The following is a 17,189-nucleotide window of genomic DNA, read 5'->3' as shown; positions in this document are numbered from 1 at the left end:
TTTGCGCTCATCCTGACCCCGCACGGAGGCGTTCGACCTCCGGCGGGCAGGGGGCGAACGTGAGCGACAACGGCATCAGCCGCAGGGCGCTGAGCGCGCTGGCGGTGGGCGGCGCGGCGAGCGTGGGGTTGAGCGGCTGCGACCGCGCCGGACCCGCGGAGGCGACGGTAAAGTCCCGGCAGTTTCCCAAGGACTTCGTCTGGGGCGTGGCGACGGCGGCTTTCCAGACCGAAGGCTCGCCCACAGCGGACGGTCGCGGCTCCACCATCTGGGACACCTTCGAGAAGCAGCCAGGCCGTATCAAGGACGGCTCCAACGCCGACATCGCCACCGACAGCTATCGCCGCTACGCCGAGGACGTCGATCTGATCGCCGGGGCGGGGCTGAAGGCCTTCCGGTTCTCGATCGCCTGGTCGCGGGTGCTGCCCACCGGGGCGGGGACGGTCAACGCCGCCGGCCTGGACCACTATGAGCGCCTGGTCGACGCCTGCCTGGCCAAGGGGATCACGCCCTACGCCACCCTGTTTCACTGGGACCTGCCCCAGGCCCTGCAGGACAAGGGCGGCTGGAGCGCCCGCGACACCGCCAAGAGCTTCGCCGACTACGCCGCCGCGGTGGCGGTGCGGCTTGGCGACCGGCTCAAGCATGTCATCACCTTGAACGAGCCTGCCGTGCACACGGTGTTCGGCCATGTGCTGGGCGAACAGGCGCCGGGGCTGAAGGATATCGCCCTGCTGGGTCCGACCACCCACCATATGAACCTGGGCCAAGGCCTGGCGATCCAGGCCCTGCGCGCGGCGCAAGGCGACCTGAAGATCGGCACGACCCAGGCGCTGCAGCCGTGCCGCGCGTCGGGCGGACCGCTGGCGTTCTGGAACCGACCCGCCGCCGACGGCCTGGACGCCCTGTGGAACCGGGCCTGGCTGGACCCGCTGCTGAAGGGCGCCTATCCGGCGCTGATGGACGAGTTCCTGGACGGCCATGTCCGCGACGGCGACCTGAAGGTCATCCGCCAGCCGATCGACTTCCTGGGCGTCAACTACTACGCCCCCGCCTATGTACAGCTGGACCTGGCCAGCCCCAGTCACATCGCGGTGGGAACGCCGCCCCGAGGCGCCGAACTGGACGCCTTCGGCCGGCAGATCGACCCGTCAGGCCTGGCGCAGGTGCTGGAGATGGTCCGCCGCGACTATGGCAACCCGCCGGTGCTGATCACCGAGAACGGCTGCTCGGATGCGTTCAGCGACGGTCCCGCCGTGATCGACGACGGCTTCCGTGTCCAATATCTGCGCCGCCACCTGGAGGCGGTGAAAAGCGCCATGGAGGCGGGGTCGCGGGTCGGCGGCTACTTCACCTGGACCCTGATCGACAACTGGGAATGGGACATCGGCTACACGTCGAAGTTCGGCCTGGTGGCCATGGACCGCGTGACGGGCGTGCGAACGCCCAAGACCTCGTACGGCTGGTTTCGGGGCGTGGCGACGACGGGGCTATTGCCGAGCGCGTGAAACCCTCTCCCGCTGGGAGAGGGCGCTAGATTCCTAGTCCGCCTTGCAGATCAGCACGTTCTTGCCGCCGCGCTTGGCGGGGATCAGGCTGCCGGCGCAGGGCTTGGGATCGTTCGGGTCGATGATGACCTCGCCCTTGGCGGCGATCGGCATGGCCGCGGGCTTGGCGCCGATCGGCGGCAGGGCGGCGGCGGTCTTCTTGGCGACGGGCTTGGCCGCGGGCTGCGCCTTCGGCTTCGTGGCGACCGGGGTCGGGGCCTCGGTGACTGGCGGAGCCTCCGCCACGGGCGTCGGCGGAGGCGCTTCGGGTTCGCTCGCGGGCGCGGCGGTTTCCGCGGCGGGCGCGATTTCGGGAGCCTTGGTCTCTTCGGCGGGCGAAACGGCGCTCTTCTTGACGTTGTAGTTCAGGGCCTGGCCGAACAGGTTGGACTTGGTCTCCAGGGCCTTGGCGCGGGTGTCGCAATCGCCGGGCGGGCTCCAGCTCATCCACACCTGGGCCAGGCGAGCCTTGTCGATCTGGTCGGCGCCTGTCCAGACCGAATGGCCCTTCTTGATCGCCGCCGCGCCATATTCCGAGATCGGGCGGGGGCTGGCCTTCTCGGCCGCGACGATGGCCGAGCGATAGTTCGCCAGGTCCTTCCTGGCCTGGGCGCGCATCGCCGGATATTCCTTCATGGCCGCGTTGAAGCCGTCGGGGCCGGGGAAGGTCTTCTCGATGCGGGTCACCTCCGGCATCACCTTGTCGTACAGCTCAAGATAGCCGCCCAGCGCGCCATAGCACCAGCCGACATAGCCGTAGTCGTCGGTCGGGGCGGTGGCGGCGGGCTGGGTGCGGGGCGGGGGAGCCGATGCGGTCGGCGCGGTGGACATCGGAGCGTCCTGGACGGTCAGGGCCAGGGCGAGAAGGAAGGCGGTCGCCATGCGGGCGGAGGTCCTCTTGTAGGGCGTCGCTCAGAGAGTCGGTCGCGTTCGAATAGAGCATTTCCGGCCCGTTTGAGACCAGAACGTGGCGCCGGGTGTTTTGCACCGCGGTCGGCCAAGCGTCGCCATAACGATTGGGTCGGCCAAACGCTCCCGCTTGCGGCGAAGATTCCTCTGCGTGGCCAAGCATCGTGTGAGTCGCAGCCCCCGCCGCAGGTTACAAAGTTTCAATGTGCGCCGCAGCAAGCAGCGGGTGGGGGCATGACGTTTTTGTGCTAGAAGGCGCAATGGAAGCGTGATCCGTTGAGAGGCGGGGGACGTGTCTCCGCCGTCATCACTCCGCCATGCTTTCGGACTTTCGTCACGGCCATGACCTTCTGGCGTAACATCGCAACCCTCGCCGCGCGCCGGCTGGACATGGCCGAGTGCCAGGAATGTCCGCCAGGTCTGCCCGGCCAGGATCCGGCCTTCTCGACCGCGGTCACGGCGCTGGGCGCGAAGCTGGCCAAGGCCGACGGCTCGGCCGACGGCGACGAATACGCCGCCTTCGCCGAGGTGTTCCACCCCGACCCCGAGTCGGAGAACAACATCCATCGCCTGTACGACCTGGCCCGCCAGACGACGCACGGCTTCGAGAGCTACGCCAAGCGGCTGGCCAAGCGCTATCGCACCTGCCCGCAGATCCTCGAGGACGTGCTGGACGGCCTGTTCCACATCGCCAAGGCCGATGGGGCGGTGACCCAGGACGAGCTGAGCTATCTGGAGCGGGTGGCCGACCTGTTCGGCATGTCGCCGCTGTCGTTCCGCCGGCTGACCGCGACCCACGTCGGGACCGAACCGGACGATCCCTATCGCATCCTCGACGTGCCGGCCGACGCCGACGACGCGGTGGTGCACTCGGCCTGGCGGGCGGCCATGTCGGAGGCCCACCCCGACCGCGCCCGGGCCCGCGGCCTGCCCCTGGAGTTCATCGAGGTGGCCGAGGCCAAGTCGGCGGCCATCAACGCCGCTTTCAGCACGGTGATGCGCGAACGGCGTGAACTGGCTGGTCTTGCCGCGACCTGAGGTCGTCAATTCGCCATGGTTAGCGCCGAATTCATTTTACGGAACGATCGGCCGGGTGTTCAGTTGACGTTCAGTATTGGCGCCCCATCTTGATTCAATGGGCGGGGCACGCCTGCGAGGACGACATGGAGACAGGCAAGGCTTCCGGTATCGCTTGGCGTAGTCTGGTCACGCTGGCCGGCGCCGTGGCGACCTCGATCGCCGTCGCCGCCGCCGCCGTGATCGCGGTGGTGTTCGCCGCCACCCTGGTGGTGATCGGCTTCATGGCCACCGCCCTTCTCGGCCTCGCCGCCTTCGCGTTCCGCGGTCGCACCGCGCCCGCCGCTGCGCCGGGCGGCGATCCCGGCCTGATCGAAGCCCGCCACATGGGCGGCCACTCATGGGTGGCCTACGGCTGGAACGAGCGACGCTGAGTCGCCAGACTTGACTTGGCGCGTCGTTCACGTTGGCTTTGAAAGCGACGATCTTCAAATCGAAGGTCACGACGTCTGGCGGCAGACTTGGCGTGGCGTCGATATCGATCGGGTCCAGCTGCAGCATCCCGCCTATCCCAACCAGATCCACTGGTACGACGTGTACGAGATCGGCGACGCTGAAAAGCCCGTTCGTTTCGCGGCGGGCGAGCTGTCGAATGGCGTCTGGGGTTTCTATGTTCCTGCCTAGAACGCGCCTCGCAACCTAGCTCTTGCTCTCCGCCCCTGCTTCCCCGACACTGCATTCAAACAAGTGTTTGGCCGCCAAGGCCTCGGGAGGATGACATGATTGGCGTGGTGGCGGTGCTGAAGGTGCAGCCGGAGAAGGCGGGCGACTTCGAGAAGGTGTTCCTCGACCTGCAGAACAAGGTCAAGGCCAACGAGCCGGGCTGCCTGGTCTACCAGCTGACGCGTAGCCGGGCCGAGGCCGGGACCTACAAGGTGCTGGAGCTCTACGCCTCGGAAGAGGCGCTCAAGCATCATGGCGGGACCGACTATTTCAAGGCCGCCGGCGCGGCCATGGGGCCGCTGATGGCCGGACGGCCCGCGATCGAATATCTCGACGCGGTGGAATAGGGCGGCTCAGAGCCTCCACCAAGACGCGGACCGCGATGCAGTTTTTCTCCATGGTCCTCAATCGAAACTCACTCTTATAACCAAGCATCAACGATCATTCCGGAGCCGCCGCATGGCCCTCGACGCCCTATTCAAGCCGTTTGAATTCAAGTCGCTGAAATTGCCCAACCGGGTGGTGATGGCCCCGATGACGCGGTCGTTCTCGCCTGGCGGCGTGGCCACCGACGAGGTCGCCGCCTACTACCGCCGACGCGCCGAGAACCAGGTCGCGCTGATCGTCACCGAGGGCACCGGCGTGGCCCGGCCGGCCTCGCTGAACGACGCCAACATTCCGCGCTTCCATGGCGAGAAGGAGCTGGCGGCCTGGAAGAAGGTGGTCGACGAGGTCCACGCCGCCGGCGGCCTGATCGCCCCCCAGCTGTGGCATGTGGGTTCCGCCAAGGGCAAGGACGTGCTGGGCAAGATCGACAGCCCCTCGGGCCTGTCCAAGCCCGGCGGCGCTCCGTTCACCGAACCGATGACCGATGAGGACGTGGCCGACACCATCGCCGCCTTCGCCAGCGCGGCCGCCAACGCCAAGGCCCTGGGCTTCGACGCCGTCGAGCTGCACGGCGCCCACGGCTACCTGATCGATCAGTTTTTCTGGAACGGCACCAATGTCCGCGGCGACGCCTTCGGTGGTCCCGGCATTGCCGAGCGCAGCAGGTTCGCCGCCGAGATTCTTCGGGCCGTCCGCGCCGCCGTCGGTCCCGACTATCCGGTGATCATCCGCCTGTCGCAGTGGAAACAGCAGGACTACGCGGTCAAGAACGCCGAGACCCCGCAGCTGCTGGAGGCCTGGCTGCAGCCCCTGGCCGACGCCGGCGCCGACATCTTCCACTGCTCGCAGCGCCGGTTCTGGGAGCCGGAGTTCGAGGGCAGCGACCTGAACTTCGCCGGCTGGGCCAAGAAGCTGACCGGCGCCCCGACCATCACCGTCGGCTCGGTGGGCCTGTCGGGCGAGTTCATCGCGGCGTTCGGCGGCGAGGGCAGCCAGCCGGCCTCGCTGGACGGCCTGCTGGAACGGCTGGAGCGCGGTGAGTTCGATCTGGTCGGCGTCGGCCGGGCGATCCTGCAGGACCCCGAATGGGTGGTGAAGATCCGCGACGGCCGCCAGGACGAGCTGAAGAGCTTCGAGCGCTCGGCGCTGGGGGTGCTGTACTAGGGTCGGCGCCCTTGGTCCTGCCCTGCGGGAAGACCCCCTCAGTCGCTCCGCGACAGCTCCCCCAGAGGGGGAGCAGCTCGTACGGTGTAGATCCTCCCCCTCTGGGGGAGGTGGCTCGAAGGGCCGGAGGGGGTCCGCGGAGGGTGCCGCCTCGATCGCCGGTCGCGGCGGTCTTCGGGAATCCTTATCCGCCCAGCCCCTTGAAACCCCCTTCGGGCTTCCTAGATCTCAGGAGCGGGCCGGGCCCCTCTGGCGAGTGATGCAAGCACTCGTGATGTCGGACCGCATCGGGTGTTCTCGATGTCTGGGTCCGGCTGTCCCTCCCCCCCCTCCGCCGCCGGATCCAGCTTCGAGGACACCCGTCCACCAACAGGACAGGGATCCGAAATGCCGCTTCTGATGTGCCCCAACTGCGACGCCTCCATGCAGGCCGTGCAGCGCGCCAGCGTCGAGTTCGACATGTGCCCCCAGTGCCGGGGCGTGTGGCTGGACCGCGGCGAACTGGAGAAGCTGATGGCCATGGAGCGGGGCGAGCCCCAGGCCGCGACGCCGCGCCTGCCCGACTACGACCGGCCCCGCGAGCGGTCCGACCTTCGCGGCGACTATCGACATGACGACGAGCGCCGCCATCACGGCCAGGGCCGCTATGGCCACAAGAAGAAGCGTTTCGACCTGTTCGACATCTTCGACTGAACCACCCAGACCCAACGATCCGAGCCATGAACCATCTCAAGACCTTCGTCCTGCTGGCCGGCCTGACGGCGCTGTTCGTCGGAGCCGGCTACATGATCGGCGGCCCGACCGGCATGCTGATCGCCCTGGTGTTCGCCGTGGGCATGAACCTGTTCAGCTACTGGAACGCCGACAAGATCGTGCTGCGGATGTACGGCGCGGTCGAGGTCGACGCCGGTCACCCCGAGCCGCTGATCCGGGCCTATGTCGCCGACATCGAGGATCTGGCCGACCGGGCCGGCCTGCCGCGTCCGCGCATCACGGTGATCGACAGCGAGCAGCCCAACGCCTTCGCCACCGGCCGCGATCCGGCCCACGCCGCCGTGGCCGCCAGCACTGGCCTGCTGAGCCTGCTGGACCGCGACGAGATCCGCGGCGTCATGGCCCACGAACTGGCTCACGTGAAGAACCGCGACACCCTGACGATGACCGTGACGGCCACCATCGCGGGCGCGATCTCGGCCCTGGCCAATTTCGGCCTGTTCTTCGGCGGCGCGCGCGACGACGACGAGCGGCCGGGCGGGCTGATCGGGACCATCGCCCTGGCGATCCTGGCGCCGATCGCCGCCATGCTGGTGCAGATGGCCATCAGCCGTTCGCGCGAATACGAGGCCGACCGCGTGGGCGCGCAAATCGCCGGCGACGGCCGGGCCCTGGCCCGGGCGCTGGAGAAGATCGAAGCCTACGCCCGCGGCGGCGCGGTCAATGTCGAGGCCGAGCGCAATCCGGCCACGGCGCACCTGTTCATCATCAACCCGCTGTCGGGCCGGGGCGGCGACAATCTGTTCTCGACCCACCCGGCCACCCACAACCGGGTCGAGGCGCTGCTGCGGCTGGGCGTCAGCCAGGCCACGCGCGGCCGGGTCGGCACGGCCGTCCCGACCGGCGAGAGCCGCCGGATCGGCCCCTGGAGCTGACCGCGACAATCTGCCGCCCCGGCCCCGGTTTTCCCTGGGGCCGGGTTTTCTCCTGCCTTAACTATACGACAAGGGCCCAGGCGCTATCAGTTTGAAACGCTTGGGGGAAAGCCATGACCATGACGATCGAGACGACCACCGGCATCGTCGGCCTGCTGGAGGCCCTGTCGGCCGAGATGTCGATCGCCGCGGTCTCCTGCGGCCACCTGGACAGCGCCCTGGGCCAACTGCTCGAGGCCGTGCCGCTGGAGAGCCGGCTGAAGGTGATGCAGGAACTGCACATGGTCGACATGCTGGCCCAGCACATCACCGCCATCACCGACTTCACCGCCGGCCTGGCCAGTTCGCTGGCCGCCGAGGGCGCGCCGGACGTCGACGGCGCCCTGTCGCGGATCACCCTGGGCGACGTCGCCGCCCGCCTGCGCGAAACGCTGGACGCCAAGGCGGCCTGACACGCGGTCCTCCCCGCATGAAGCGGTGGCGACAAGTTTGGGGCAGGGGAGCCTAAGGCGCCGCCACCGGCCGCACGGGGTTGTACTCCCACGTCCAAGGCATGCCCACGTCGCCCAGCGCCGCCTTCAGCAACGGCGGGAAGATCCGCGCGCCGACACCACTGTTGGTCAGCATCACGAGGCATCGTTCGCCGCGCTCGACGCAGATCAACTGGTTGTCGGTGATGTCGTTATGTCCGCCCTTGAAAAAGCCGTGACCCTGGGGGCCGTCGAACACCACCACTCCGATCCCCGCCGCCAGGCCGATCCTGGCGTTGCCAGGATTGTCGTCGGTCAGGGATGGCGGGAACTGGTGCGCGTTGGCGATCGGGAAGCTGGGCTTGGTCCTTTCGGCGGCGGACCTGGCCGATAGCCCACGGCCCGAGACCATCGCCGCGGCCAGCTTCGACAGGTCGGAGATCGTGGTGTCCAGGGAGCCGGCCGCCTTCACGCTGCTGCGCGCATCGTGCTCTTCGAACTTGCCGTCGTCGTGATAGCCGTCGGCCAGGTTCGCGGCGAAGTCGTCGCGCCAGATCAGGCTGCTGCGGGTCATGCCCAGGGGCTGGAAGATCCGCCGGTTCATCTCGTCGCCGACCTTCAGGCCCAGGCCCTGCTCGATGACGAACTGCATCAGGTTGACGCCCTCGCCGGAATAGATGAAGCGCGTGCCCGGCTCGGCCTTGATGTCCAGCTTTTCGTCGGGGTTCAACCAGCGGAAATTGGGAAAGCCCGCCGTGTGGGTCATCAGCATGCGCGGGGTGATCGTCTCCCAGCGCGGGTCGCCGGCCAGGTCCTTGTAGGCGCCGTAGTCGGGCAGGGGCTTGGGCAGATAGGTCTTGATCGGCGTGTCGAGGTTCAGCTTGCCGTCGTCGACCAGCATCAGCACGTATTGGCCAAACGCCGCCTTGGTGATCGAGGCGCCGTACATGATGGTGTCGGGCGTCAGGGGCAGCTTCTTCTCGACATTGCGCCAGCCCTGGGCGCTGACATGGACCACCTTGCCGTCCTCGATCACCGCATAGGCCAGGCCGGGGATCTTGCCGACCGCCATCAGCCGGGCCGCCTCGGCGTCCAGGGCCTTGTAGTCGGCATGGCCGGCGGACAGGGCGGGCGACGCGGCGGCCAGGCAGGCGGCCGAGACGGCGATCGAAGCGAATTTGCGAAGCACTGGATCCTCGTCGGTTGCGCGCGGCGGGGCCGTGGGCAAACTAGGGCCCAGTTTCCGCTTCTTGCCAAGGTTGTATATGGGGCTCGATCGACGTCGACTGCTGGCCGCGGGACTGTTCCTGACCCTGGGCGGCTGCGCGGGGCGCGGGGGCGTGACCCTGGTGAGCGGCGGGCGGAACGCGCCGGGGGAGCTGGAGACCTTGAGCGCCCTCCAGGCGGACGCGTCCGGCCTGACCGTGACGGTGGCCTCCACCGGCTGTACGCGCCGGGACGACTTCACCTTCTATGTGGACCGTTCAGCGGCCCAGCCGACGGTGGCGTTCGCGCGCAAGCGGCTGGACGTTTGCCGGCAGGCCACGACGACGGCCGTCCTGCGGTTCAGCTATCAGGAGCTGGGCGTGCCGGGGCGGGGGCGGCTGGCGGTGCTCAATCCGGTGGGCGTGGCGCGCTAGAGCATCGCGCGGAAAAGTGGACGCCGTTTTTCCGAAAAAGCGATGCAAAAACAAAAACCTAGAGCAATCGTGCGATTCCTGTATCGCGCGATTTGCTCTAGGCTGGTCCACAGCGGCCGCCGCGATCTCACCCCTTCGGCGAGAACCGCTCGACCATCCAGGGCAGCACCCGCGCCGGGCGCTTGGCGGCGACGTCGATCAGCACCCAGTCGGTGCGGCTCTGGGCGCACATCTCGCCGTCGGGGCCATCGATCCGGAAGAAGCGTTCGAAGCGCGGCCCCTTCAGCTCACCCACCCAGGTGTAGCCGGTGGCGATCTCGTCCGGCAGCAGCTCGCGGCGGTAGTCGATCTCGTGGCGGCGGGCCACCCAGCTCCACGGGGCTCGCTCGTCGGGCGTGGCCCAGGCGTCCCAGTGGGCGATGGCCAGGTCCTGGCCCCAGGCCAGATAGACCACGTTGTTGACGTGGCCGTTGGCGTCGATGTCCGACGCCTTCGGTTCGAAGGTCAGCTTGAAGGCGTCGGCGGGCGGGACGAAGGTCCGGCTCAAGCCTCGATCAGGCCCTGTTCGGCCAGCAAGGTCTTCAGCTCGCCCGACTGGAACATCTCGCGGACGATGTCGCTGCCGCCGATGAACTCGCCCTTGACGTAGAGCTGGGGAATGGTCGGCCAGTCGGTGAAGGTCTTGACGCCCTGGCGCAGCTCGTCGTCCTGCAGGACGTCGACGCCGACGAAGGACACGCCCAGGTGATCGAGGATCTGGACGGTGATCGACGAGAAGCCGCAACGCGGCTGGTCCGGCACGCCCTTCATGAACAGGACCACGGGGTTTTCGGCCACGGTCTTGGCGATGAAGTCGAGGGCGGGGGAGGAAGCGACGTCGGTCATGGAAGGAAATCCTTGGGCGTAGGCTCTCAGCTAGGCGCCGCGCCCCTCCGGGTCAAGCCTTGGGGGCGTCCGGCGGCCTCAGGCGCGACGCTTTGACCGCTCGGCCTGCTGCTGGGCCGAGAAGCGGGCCATCTCGATCTGGGCGGCGCAGCCGGTCGGCAGGTCGCGCTCGACGATCGCCGCCAGGGCCTCGACCTCGGCGGGCGAGGCGGCCGTGACCTGGACCGAGGCCAGGGACGGCTCGGTCAGGGCGTAGCCCAGGCAGATCTGCTGAGCGTCCCAGCCGGGCGTGTTGCGCAGGAAGTCGTAGCCGCCGACGTCGGCCAGCGGATCGGTCTTGCGCCGCCACAGCGACGGCTTGGGCAGGAAGCTGGCCTTGTGGTCCTCGCGCAGCGCGTCGGGCCAGTAGTCCAGCCCGATCACCGCCATCTCGCGGCCGACGGCGGATCGCACGCGGTTGCGCTCCACCCAGCCCGAGGCCAGGTTGAACGGCGTGGCCATGGCGTCGAACTGGCCCGAGGCGACATAGGCGTCGAACTTGTCGCCGGCCCCGGCCACGCCCAGCCGGCGGATCAGCCGCGCGCCGCGCAGGGCCTTCAGCTGCTCCAGGGTCTCGGCGGGAAAGGCGTTGGCGTCCGGGTCGTCCAGGGTGGCCAGGTCCAGATGGCCCAGGCCAGTGCGGTCCAGGGCCTGGTCGATCATGTCGTGCACGGCCTGGGCCTTCAGCGCCCGGTCCAGCGAGCCCCGCAGCCGCCAGCCGATGAACAGCAGGCGCCGCTCGACCGTGGAAAAGGCCTCGGCCGCCCCCTCGATCAGGGCCGACGAAACGCCGTCGATCTCGAAGCTGTTGATGCCGCTTTCCAGGGCCGAGAAGATCAGCCTGCGCCAGTCGGCTCCGCGCAGACGCGGCTGGTCCTCCAGCCTCAGCGTGATCGCCGAGACCGCCACGCCCGCGCTGCCGAGGGGGCGATAGCGCATGGCCGCTACTCCGTCGGGGCGGCGGTTTCGAGCGCCAGGGCGTGCAGCGCCCCGCCCAGCACGTCGGCCAGGGCGCGGTTGACCATCTGGTGCTGCTTGACCCGGTTCAGGCCGCGGAAGGCGGGCGAGACGATCCGCGCCTTGTAGTGGTCGCCGTCGCCGGCCAGGTCGGTCAGCACGATCTCGGCGTCCGGAAAGGCGTCGTGCAGGCGGGCTTCGAGGTCGGGGAAGGACATGGGCACGGCGTTTGACTCCGAATCTCTCAGTCCTGGGTATGCGGCGTAAACCTTAAGAACGGGCATACGGGAAAATGCCCGTTCGGGCTGAAATGTTGCTTTCGCTCCGCGGGAGGGAAAGGTGACAGTGAATCCATTGCAAAATCCGGGCGACGCACGCCATGAAGATCAGATCAACGAGGTCCCGCATGCGTCTTCTTCTGATCTCCGCGGCCTTTGCGGTTGTTCTTTCGGCTCCCGCCCACGCCGCCTCCAAGCCCGGGGCCCATGCGCTGGACGACGTCCGCATCCTGTCGGCCGACAACATGGAAGGGCGGGGCGTCGGGACGCCGGGCGGGGCCAAGGCGCGGGCCTATATCGTCCAGCGCTTCGGCCAGATCGGGCTGCGGCCTCAGGGCGGGACCTTCGAGCGGCCGTTCACCTTCAAGCCCCGGTTCGGCCGGGAGGTCAGCGGCGTGAACCTGGTGGCGCGGATCCAGGGCACGTCCAGCTCCGACAAGGTGCTGGTGGTCTCGGCCCACTACGACCACCTGGGGGTGCGCAAGGGGCAGGTCTATAACGGGGCCGACGACAACGCCTCGGGCGTCGCCGGCCTGCTGGCCGTGGCCGAGGCGTTCAAGGCCCGGCCGCCACGCCACACCGTCCTGATCGTCGCCTTCGACGCCGAGGAGAGCGGGCTGAAAGGCGCCAAGGCCTTCGTCGCCGATCCCCCCGTGCCGCTGGCCAGCATCGGGCTGAACGTCAATTTCGACATGATCAGCAAGAACGCCAAGGGCCAGCTCTATGTCAGCGGCGCCGGTCCCCAGCCGTACCTGAAGCCGGTGCTGGAGACCGTGGCCCGGACCGCCCCGGTCAAGCTGCTGCTGGGCCACGACACCGACGCCCAGGGCAAGGAGAACAACTGGACCGCCCAGTCCGACCAAGGCGCCTTCGCCGAGAAGGGCGTGCCCTGGGTCTATTTCGGCGTCGAGGACCACCCCGAATACCACCAGCCCACCGACGACTTCGCCACCATCCCGCAGGACTTCTTCAAGCGGGCGGTGGCCACGGTGGTCACGGCGACGCGGGCGCTGGACGACGATCTGGACGGGATCAGCAAGGGGGCGGGGCGGTAGGGTCCAGCGCTATTCATTGTTCCGCTCATCCCGGCGAAAGCCGGGATGAGCGGCGTTGAAGTCACCCCGCGCTCTCGTCCACCTCTTCGGCCTCGCCGTCGTCCGCTTCCAGCCCGAAGACCTCGTCGATGACCTCGACGATCTCCTCCAGGTCGTCCAGCGTGACCCGCAGCTTCAGGGTCTGCTCGTCGTCGCCGGTCACGGTCAGGAAGATGCCTTCGGCGGTCTCTTCGAGAATGAACTCGTCCAGGTTCGCAATGACGGCCATGTCGGTCTCCTTGGCTGGCGGGCAAGCGGCTGGGCGCGACGTTCGTTCCCGGGGCAGCCTCGGAAGATAGATAGGGCGGCGATGCGCAATTGTCGTGACGGCCGAAGGCGCCGGGCGCCTCCGGCCTTCGATCACGTTTAGGCCGGTTCGCTCACCGTGTAGCGCGCGGCTGGGCGGTTGCGCGACAGGTTCGGCAGCAACTTGGCCCGGGCCGCGTCATAGGCCGCGAAGTCGGCCGGGTCGGGCAGGGACGGGATGGTGATCAGTTCGCCCTGGTGGAAGCCGGCAAGGGCCGCGTCGACCAGGTCGTCGACCTCCATCAGCATGTTCGGGTCCAGCGCCTCGGCCCCGCCGCTGCCCGACCGGTCCCAGATCTCGGTGCGCGTCGCGCCGGGCAGCACGGCCTGGAGTTGGATGTTCGGGCTCAGTTGCTGCCGCAGGGTCTGGGTGAAGTAGGTCACATAGGCCTTGGTCGCCCCGTAGACGGGCATCTGCAGCTCGGGAGCCAGGCCAACCACCGACGAGATGTTGACGATCGCGCCGCGGTCGCGGGCCGCGAAGGCCTTGGCGGCGGCGTGGGCCAGGCGGGTCACCGAGACGACGTTCAGCTGGATCATGCTTTCGACCCGGTCGAGGTCCTGCTCGACGAAGGCTCCCGCCAGGGAAACACCGGCGTTGTTGATCAGGATGTCGATCGCGGCGTCGGCCAGCCGGGCCTCCACCTTGGCCAGGTCGGCCTTGCGGGTCAGGTCGGCGGTGAGGATGTCGATCTTGACGCCGGTCTCGGCCTTCAACCTGGCGGCCAGGGCCTCGAGCCGGGCGGTGTCGCGGGCCACCAGCACCAGGTCGTGGCCGGCGCGGGCCAGGCGGTCGGCATAGGCGGCCCCGATGCCGCTGGACGCGCCGGTGACCAGGGCCGCGCCGCGAATGTCTTGCTTGCTCATCGTCTTCATCCCGAAGGGGTTGGGCAGGGCCCCATGGCCCGGCCGTGACGCTGAGGTGGTAAGTCACTTTTGAAATGCAAGTGACTAGCTTTCGTTTTGCTAGCCAGCGCCTATATGGAACTCATGACCCGACGCGCCTTCGATCCTGGACAATGCCCCATCGGCCGCACCCTGGAGCGGGTGGGCGACACGTGGAGCCTGATGATCCTGCGCGACGCCGCCCACGGCCTGACCCGGTTCGACCAGTTCGAGAAGAGCCTGGGCATGGCGCCCAATATCCTGGCCCAGCGGCTGGCGGCCCTGGTCGAGGCGGGTTTCCTGGAGCGCCGGCCCTATCGGCAGCGCCCGTTGCGCCATGAATATGCGCCCACGGACCTGGCGCGGGATTTCGAGCCGGTGATGAGGGCCCTGATGGCGTTTGGCAATCGCCACTACGCGACCGAGGGCGTGGCCAGCCAGATGGTGGACGTCACCACCGGCCTGCCGGCCGAGCCGGTGCTGGTGGATCGCCGCTCCGGCAAGCCGATGGACAGCCCGGACTTCGTCCATGCCGCGGGTCCCGCGGCCAGCCCGGCCGTGCGGGAGCGGGTCGCCGCCATCGCGCGGCGGCGCGAGGCGGCGCCCTGAGCGGAACCCTTCCGATCGCCATGGCGGATTTTCAGCCTTCGGTTTAGGGTTCCGGATTGATCGCGCCGGGCTTGGAGAGGATCGGCGCGATCCAAAGCGGCGAAGACCCGCCCTGGGAGGGAGCGATGATCTTGACCCTGCTGTGGAAGTGGCTGCGCGGCCTGTGGCGGGACGCCCATCCGGCGGCCGCCCTGGACGGCGATGCGGCGCTGGAGGGCGAACGGCCCCGATCCGCAAAGTGATCGGGGCCCCGCTCAAGATCAGCCCCAGGTTCCGGCCTTGGCCTGGGCCTGGGCCTGGGCCGCGACGTCGTCGCCGTCGGTGGTGACCGACAGGTCGCGCCAGGCGTCCAGCTCGGCCTGGAGCGCGGCGATCTTGCCGCCGATCATCGCCACCGCGTCTGAACCGGCGGCGAAGCGCAGCGGCGGGTCCGCCCGGTCGGCCAGATCGACCAGCACCCGGCCCAGCTTGGCCGGATCGCCGGCCTGGGCGTGGTTGCGGCCGTCCCAGAACGCCTTCATCTGGCTCGACAGCTCGGCATAGTCCTCGATCTGGCGCGAGCCGTAGCGGACTGAGCTGTCATCGAGGAAGTCGGTGCGGAAGAAGCCGGGCTCGACGATGGTCACCCGGATCCCGAACGCGGCGACCTCCTTGGCGATCGATTCCGAGAACCCTTCGACCGCGAACTTGGTGGCGCAGTAGAGCGAGCCGCCTTCGCCGCCCAGCAGGCCGCCGACCGACGAGACGTTGAAGATCCGTCCGGCCCGCTGGCGGCGCAGGACCGGCAGGACGGCGCGGGTGACGTTGTAGAGGCCGAAGACGTTGGTGTCGTACTGCGCCCGGGCCTCGGCGTCGGTGGTCTCCTCGAACAGGCCCAGATTGCCGTAGCCGGCGTTGTTGACCAGCACATCGATGCGGCCGAACCGGGCCAGGGCGGCCTCGACGGCGCCTTCGGCCTCGGCCTCGCGGGTGACGTCCAGCGACAGCGACAGAACCTTGTCGCTGTCCGGACTGAAGGCGGCTTGCAGCGCCTCGCGGCGGCGGCCGGTGACCACGACGCGGTCGCCGGCGGCCAGCGCCGCCTTGGCAATCTCGGCGCCGAGGCCGCGGGCCGCGCCGGTGACGAACCAGATCTTGCTCATGGAAAATCTCCTTGTTGGTGGCTCTATAGAAGGCCTCCAGCGCCCCCGAGCGTTAGGGTGTTGCTCGCAGGCTCTTGCACGATCCGATCATCCTTGCGCCTCGCGCTTGATCCACGCCAACGGCTGGGCGCATGTGGCGGACATGGATCCGCTGATCGAAATCGGCGCGCTGCTCAAGCGGCACGGCGGGGAAGGGACCTGCGAAACCCCGGTCCCCGGCCTGTCGTTGTACCGGGCCAGCACGCCCACCGAACCCGTGCCGCTGGTCTACCAGCCCCTGATGTGCCTGATCGTGGCGGGGGCCAAGCACACGGCGCTGGGTGACCGCTTGTTCCGCTACGACGTGGGCAAGTTCCTGACCGTGTCGGTCGACCTGCCGGTCTGCGGTCAGGTCGTCGAGGCGCCCTATGCGGCGCTGAGCGTCGCCCTGGATCCGGTCAAGATCGCGCGGCTGATCCTCGAGGCGCCCGCCCCGGCGTCCCCGGCCGCTTCGGCGGGCCTGCAAGTCAACGCGGCGGGACCCGACCTGGTGGACGCGATCCTGCGGCTGGTGCGGCTGCTGGACCGGCCCGCCGATATTCCGGTGCTGGCCCCGATGCTGGAGCGCGAGGTGCTGTGGCGGCTGCTGCAGGGGCCGACCGGCGGCACGATCCGGCAGATCGGCCTGGCCGAAAGCCGCCTCTCGCAGATCAACCGCGCCATCCGGTGGCTGCACGCGAACTTCGCCGCGCCCATGCAGGTGGAGACCCTGGCCCGGCTGGCGGGGATGAGCCCGGCCTCGTTCCACCGCCATTTCCGGGCGGTGACCGCCATGAGCCCGCTGCAGTACCAGAAGCAACTGCGCCTGCAGGCGGCGCGGACCCTGCTGCTGAGCCAGCCCGGCGACGTGGCGGGGGCGGGATTCACCGTCGGCTACGACAGCGCCAGCCAGTTCAGCCGTGAATACGCCCGCCTGTTCGGCGCGCCCCCGGGCCGCGACGCCGCCCGGCTGCGAGCGTCTCCCCAGGCCGCGTTCGCCGTGGCCTGAAGCGCCAACCGGCCTGTTCAATTCTCAACTCCGCTCATCCCGGCGTTCGCCGGGATGAGCGGATCTTGAAGAATCCTAGTCGATGCAGATCGCGCCAGTCGACTTGCCGGCGACGATCTTGGCGTAGCAGCCGAACTGGACGTTGGTCTTCTGACACTGGCCGCTCACGGCGCCCTGGGCTTCCAGGTTGCCCTCGGCGATGCAGGCGCCCTGGCAGTCGGCCTTGTCCGAGCAGGTCTTGCCGGCGTCGGCATAGGGCACGACGCAGGTCTGGCGCTGCAGGCGGCCGACCGGCTGCATCGTCCCGCCGCGCGCGGCGCACGAGGCGTCGGCGCCCGCAACGGTCGAGGAAGGGGCGGCAGGGGCGGGAGCCTGGGCGGCCGGCGCGCAGGCCGCCAGCAGCGACAGGGCGAGGCTGGCGGTCGCCAGGATGGAAAGCTTACGCATACTGGGAAAATCCT

The 17,189-nt window shown here is 68.8% G+C and carries 23 protein-coding genes; 13 read left to right on the top strand and 10 right to left on the bottom strand.

All coding sequences use genetic code 11. The features are described 5' to 3' along the window. The first annotated feature begins 59 nt into the window (after nucleotides 1-59). A complete protein-coding gene (locus EV278_RS07010; RefSeq protein ID WP_132088570.1) occupies nucleotides 60-1,508 on the top strand; it encodes a GH1 family beta-glucosidase in 1,449 nt (482 codons plus the stop codon). A gap of 33 nt (nucleotides 1,509-1,541) precedes the next feature. Here EV278_RS07010 and EV278_RS07005 read toward each other — a convergent pair whose 3' ends face one another. Next, nucleotides 1,542-2,429, bottom strand: a complete 888-nt coding sequence (locus tag EV278_RS07005) for a hypothetical protein (RefSeq protein ID WP_132088567.1) — start codon at nucleotides 2,427-2,429, stop codon at nucleotides 1,542-1,544. A 369-nt stretch (nucleotides 2,430-2,798) separates the two neighbouring features. Between EV278_RS07005 and EV278_RS07000 the strand changes: the two genes are divergently transcribed. The 8 genes from EV278_RS07000 (at nucleotide 2,799) to EV278_RS06960 (ending at nucleotide 7,848) form a co-directional block, all read left to right on the top strand. Continuing rightward, nucleotides 2,799-3,494 carry a DnaJ family molecular chaperone gene (locus EV278_RS07000; protein ID WP_132088564.1) on the top strand — a complete coding sequence of 232 codons (696 nt, stop codon included), beginning with the start codon at nucleotides 2,799-2,801 and terminating at the stop codon, nucleotides 3,492-3,494. A gap of 125 nt (nucleotides 3,495-3,619) precedes the next feature. Then, nucleotides 3,620-3,907 carry a hypothetical protein gene (locus EV278_RS06995; protein WP_132088561.1) on the top strand — a complete coding sequence of 96 codons (288 nt, stop codon included), beginning with the start codon at nucleotides 3,620-3,622 and terminating at the stop codon, nucleotides 3,905-3,907. A 10-nt stretch (nucleotides 3,908-3,917) separates the two neighbouring features. Next, a complete protein-coding gene (locus EV278_RS06990; RefSeq protein WP_132088558.1) occupies nucleotides 3,918-4,157 on the top strand; it encodes a hypothetical protein in 240 nt (79 codons plus the stop codon). Nucleotides 4,158-4,252: 95 nt separating this feature from the next. Continuing rightward, nucleotides 4,253-4,543, top strand: a complete 291-nt coding sequence (locus EV278_RS06985) for a putative quinol monooxygenase (RefSeq protein ID WP_132088555.1) — start codon at nucleotides 4,253-4,255, stop codon at nucleotides 4,541-4,543. A gap of 112 nt (nucleotides 4,544-4,655) precedes the next feature. Next, complete coding sequence (locus EV278_RS06980) at nucleotides 4,656-5,747, top strand: NADH:flavin oxidoreductase (protein ID WP_132088552.1); 1,092 nt, start codon at nucleotides 4,656-4,658, stop codon at nucleotides 5,745-5,747. Between the two features lie 387 nt (nucleotides 5,748-6,134). Then, a complete protein-coding gene (locus tag EV278_RS06970; protein WP_132088547.1) occupies nucleotides 6,135-6,440 on the top strand; it encodes a zf-TFIIB domain-containing protein in 306 nt (101 codons plus the stop codon). 26 nt (nucleotides 6,441-6,466) lie between these two features. Further along, nucleotides 6,467-7,396 carry a zinc metalloprotease HtpX gene (gene htpX / locus EV278_RS06965; protein WP_132088544.1) on the top strand — a complete coding sequence of 310 codons (930 nt, stop codon included), beginning with the start codon at nucleotides 6,467-6,469 and terminating at the stop codon, nucleotides 7,394-7,396. A gap of 113 nt (nucleotides 7,397-7,509) precedes the next feature. After that, nucleotides 7,510-7,848, top strand: a complete 339-nt coding sequence (locus tag EV278_RS06960; RefSeq protein WP_132088541.1) for a hypothetical protein — start codon at nucleotides 7,510-7,512, stop codon at nucleotides 7,846-7,848. 52 nt (nucleotides 7,849-7,900) lie between these two features. Here EV278_RS06960 and EV278_RS06955 read toward each other — a convergent pair whose 3' ends face one another. Next, on the bottom strand, nucleotides 7,901-9,055 hold the full coding sequence (locus EV278_RS06955; protein ID WP_132088538.1) for a serine hydrolase domain-containing protein: 1,155 nt from the start codon (nucleotides 9,053-9,055) through the stop codon (nucleotides 7,901-7,903). Between the two features lie 76 nt (nucleotides 9,056-9,131). On the opposite strand from EV278_RS06955, the gene EV278_RS06950 reads away from it, so the two are divergent. Further along, nucleotides 9,132-9,506, top strand: coding sequence for a hypothetical protein (locus EV278_RS06950; protein ID WP_132088535.1), 375 nt, complete (start codon nucleotides 9,132-9,134; stop codon nucleotides 9,504-9,506). A 127-nt stretch (nucleotides 9,507-9,633) separates the two neighbouring features. Here the strand turns inward: EV278_RS06950 and EV278_RS06945 are convergent, their stop codons facing one another. The 4 genes from EV278_RS06945 to EV278_RS06930 all read right to left on the bottom strand — a co-directional run bounded on the left by EV278_RS06945 (nucleotide 9,634) and on the right by EV278_RS06930 (nucleotide 11,611). After that, nucleotides 9,634-10,053, bottom strand: a complete 420-nt coding sequence (locus EV278_RS06945; RefSeq protein WP_132088532.1) for a thioesterase family protein — start codon at nucleotides 10,051-10,053, stop codon at nucleotides 9,634-9,636. Further along, complete coding sequence (grxD, locus tag EV278_RS06940; protein ID WP_132088529.1) at nucleotides 10,050-10,391, bottom strand: Grx4 family monothiol glutaredoxin; 342 nt, start codon at nucleotides 10,389-10,391, stop codon at nucleotides 10,050-10,052. The genes EV278_RS06945 and grxD overlap by 4 nt, the downstream gene beginning before the upstream one ends. Before the next feature lie 78 nt (nucleotides 10,392-10,469). Beyond that, complete coding sequence (locus EV278_RS06935) at nucleotides 10,470-11,369, bottom strand: aldo/keto reductase (RefSeq protein ID WP_132088526.1); 900 nt, start codon at nucleotides 11,367-11,369, stop codon at nucleotides 10,470-10,472. A 5-nt stretch (nucleotides 11,370-11,374) separates the two neighbouring features. Beyond that, complete coding sequence (locus tag EV278_RS06930; protein WP_012287488.1) at nucleotides 11,375-11,611, bottom strand: BolA family transcriptional regulator; 237 nt, start codon at nucleotides 11,609-11,611, stop codon at nucleotides 11,375-11,377. A gap of 182 nt (nucleotides 11,612-11,793) precedes the next feature. Between EV278_RS06930 and EV278_RS06925 the strand changes: the two genes are divergently transcribed. Then, the gene (locus EV278_RS06925; protein ID WP_132088523.1) at nucleotides 11,794-12,720 is read left to right on the top strand and encodes a M20/M25/M40 family metallo-hydrolase; all 927 of its coding nucleotides are present in this window, start codon (nucleotides 11,794-11,796) and stop codon (nucleotides 12,718-12,720) included. A 61-nt stretch (nucleotides 12,721-12,781) separates the two neighbouring features. Here the strand turns inward: EV278_RS06925 and EV278_RS06920 are convergent, their stop codons facing one another. Both EV278_RS06920 and EV278_RS06915 read right to left on the bottom strand, forming a co-directional pair. Then, nucleotides 12,782-12,988: a hypothetical protein gene (locus tag EV278_RS06920; protein ID WP_132088520.1), complete on the bottom strand. Its 207-nt coding sequence runs from the start codon at nucleotides 12,986-12,988 to the stop codon at nucleotides 12,782-12,784. Nucleotides 12,989-13,125: 137 nt separating this feature from the next. Then, a complete protein-coding gene (locus EV278_RS06915) occupies nucleotides 13,126-13,932 on the bottom strand; it encodes an SDR family oxidoreductase (RefSeq protein ID WP_132088517.1) in 807 nt (268 codons plus the stop codon). A gap of 123 nt (nucleotides 13,933-14,055) precedes the next feature. On the opposite strand from EV278_RS06915, the gene EV278_RS06910 reads away from it, so the two are divergent. Beyond that, nucleotides 14,056-14,559 carry a helix-turn-helix domain-containing protein gene (locus EV278_RS06910; protein WP_132088514.1) on the top strand — a complete coding sequence of 168 codons (504 nt, stop codon included), beginning with the start codon at nucleotides 14,056-14,058 and terminating at the stop codon, nucleotides 14,557-14,559. Between the two features lie 260 nt (nucleotides 14,560-14,819). Here EV278_RS06910 and EV278_RS06905 read toward each other — a convergent pair whose 3' ends face one another. Next, entirely contained in the window at nucleotides 14,820-15,701 is an 882-nt protein-coding gene (locus tag EV278_RS06905; protein ID WP_132088511.1) for an oxidoreductase, read from the bottom strand. A gap of 106 nt (nucleotides 15,702-15,807) precedes the next feature. On the opposite strand from EV278_RS06905, the gene EV278_RS06900 reads away from it, so the two are divergent. Continuing rightward, nucleotides 15,808-16,728 carry an AraC family transcriptional regulator gene (locus EV278_RS06900; protein WP_347812819.1) on the top strand — a complete coding sequence of 307 codons (921 nt, stop codon included), beginning with the start codon at nucleotides 15,808-15,810 and terminating at the stop codon, nucleotides 16,726-16,728. Nucleotides 16,729-16,803: 75 nt separating this feature from the next. Here EV278_RS06900 and EV278_RS06895 read toward each other — a convergent pair whose 3' ends face one another. Continuing rightward, nucleotides 16,804-17,175: a hypothetical protein gene (locus tag EV278_RS06895; protein WP_132088505.1), complete on the bottom strand. Its 372-nt coding sequence runs from the start codon at nucleotides 17,173-17,175 to the stop codon at nucleotides 16,804-16,806. Nucleotides 17,176-17,189 lie beyond the last annotated feature (14 nt).

This window comes from Caulobacter sp. BK020, assembly GCF_004342605.1.
In the GTDB taxonomy this organism is placed as follows: domain Bacteria; phylum Pseudomonadota; class Alphaproteobacteria; order Caulobacterales; family Caulobacteraceae; genus Caulobacter.
Note: the sequence above shows the minus strand (reverse complement) of the source record. Positions and strands in the feature narration are given on the sequence as shown.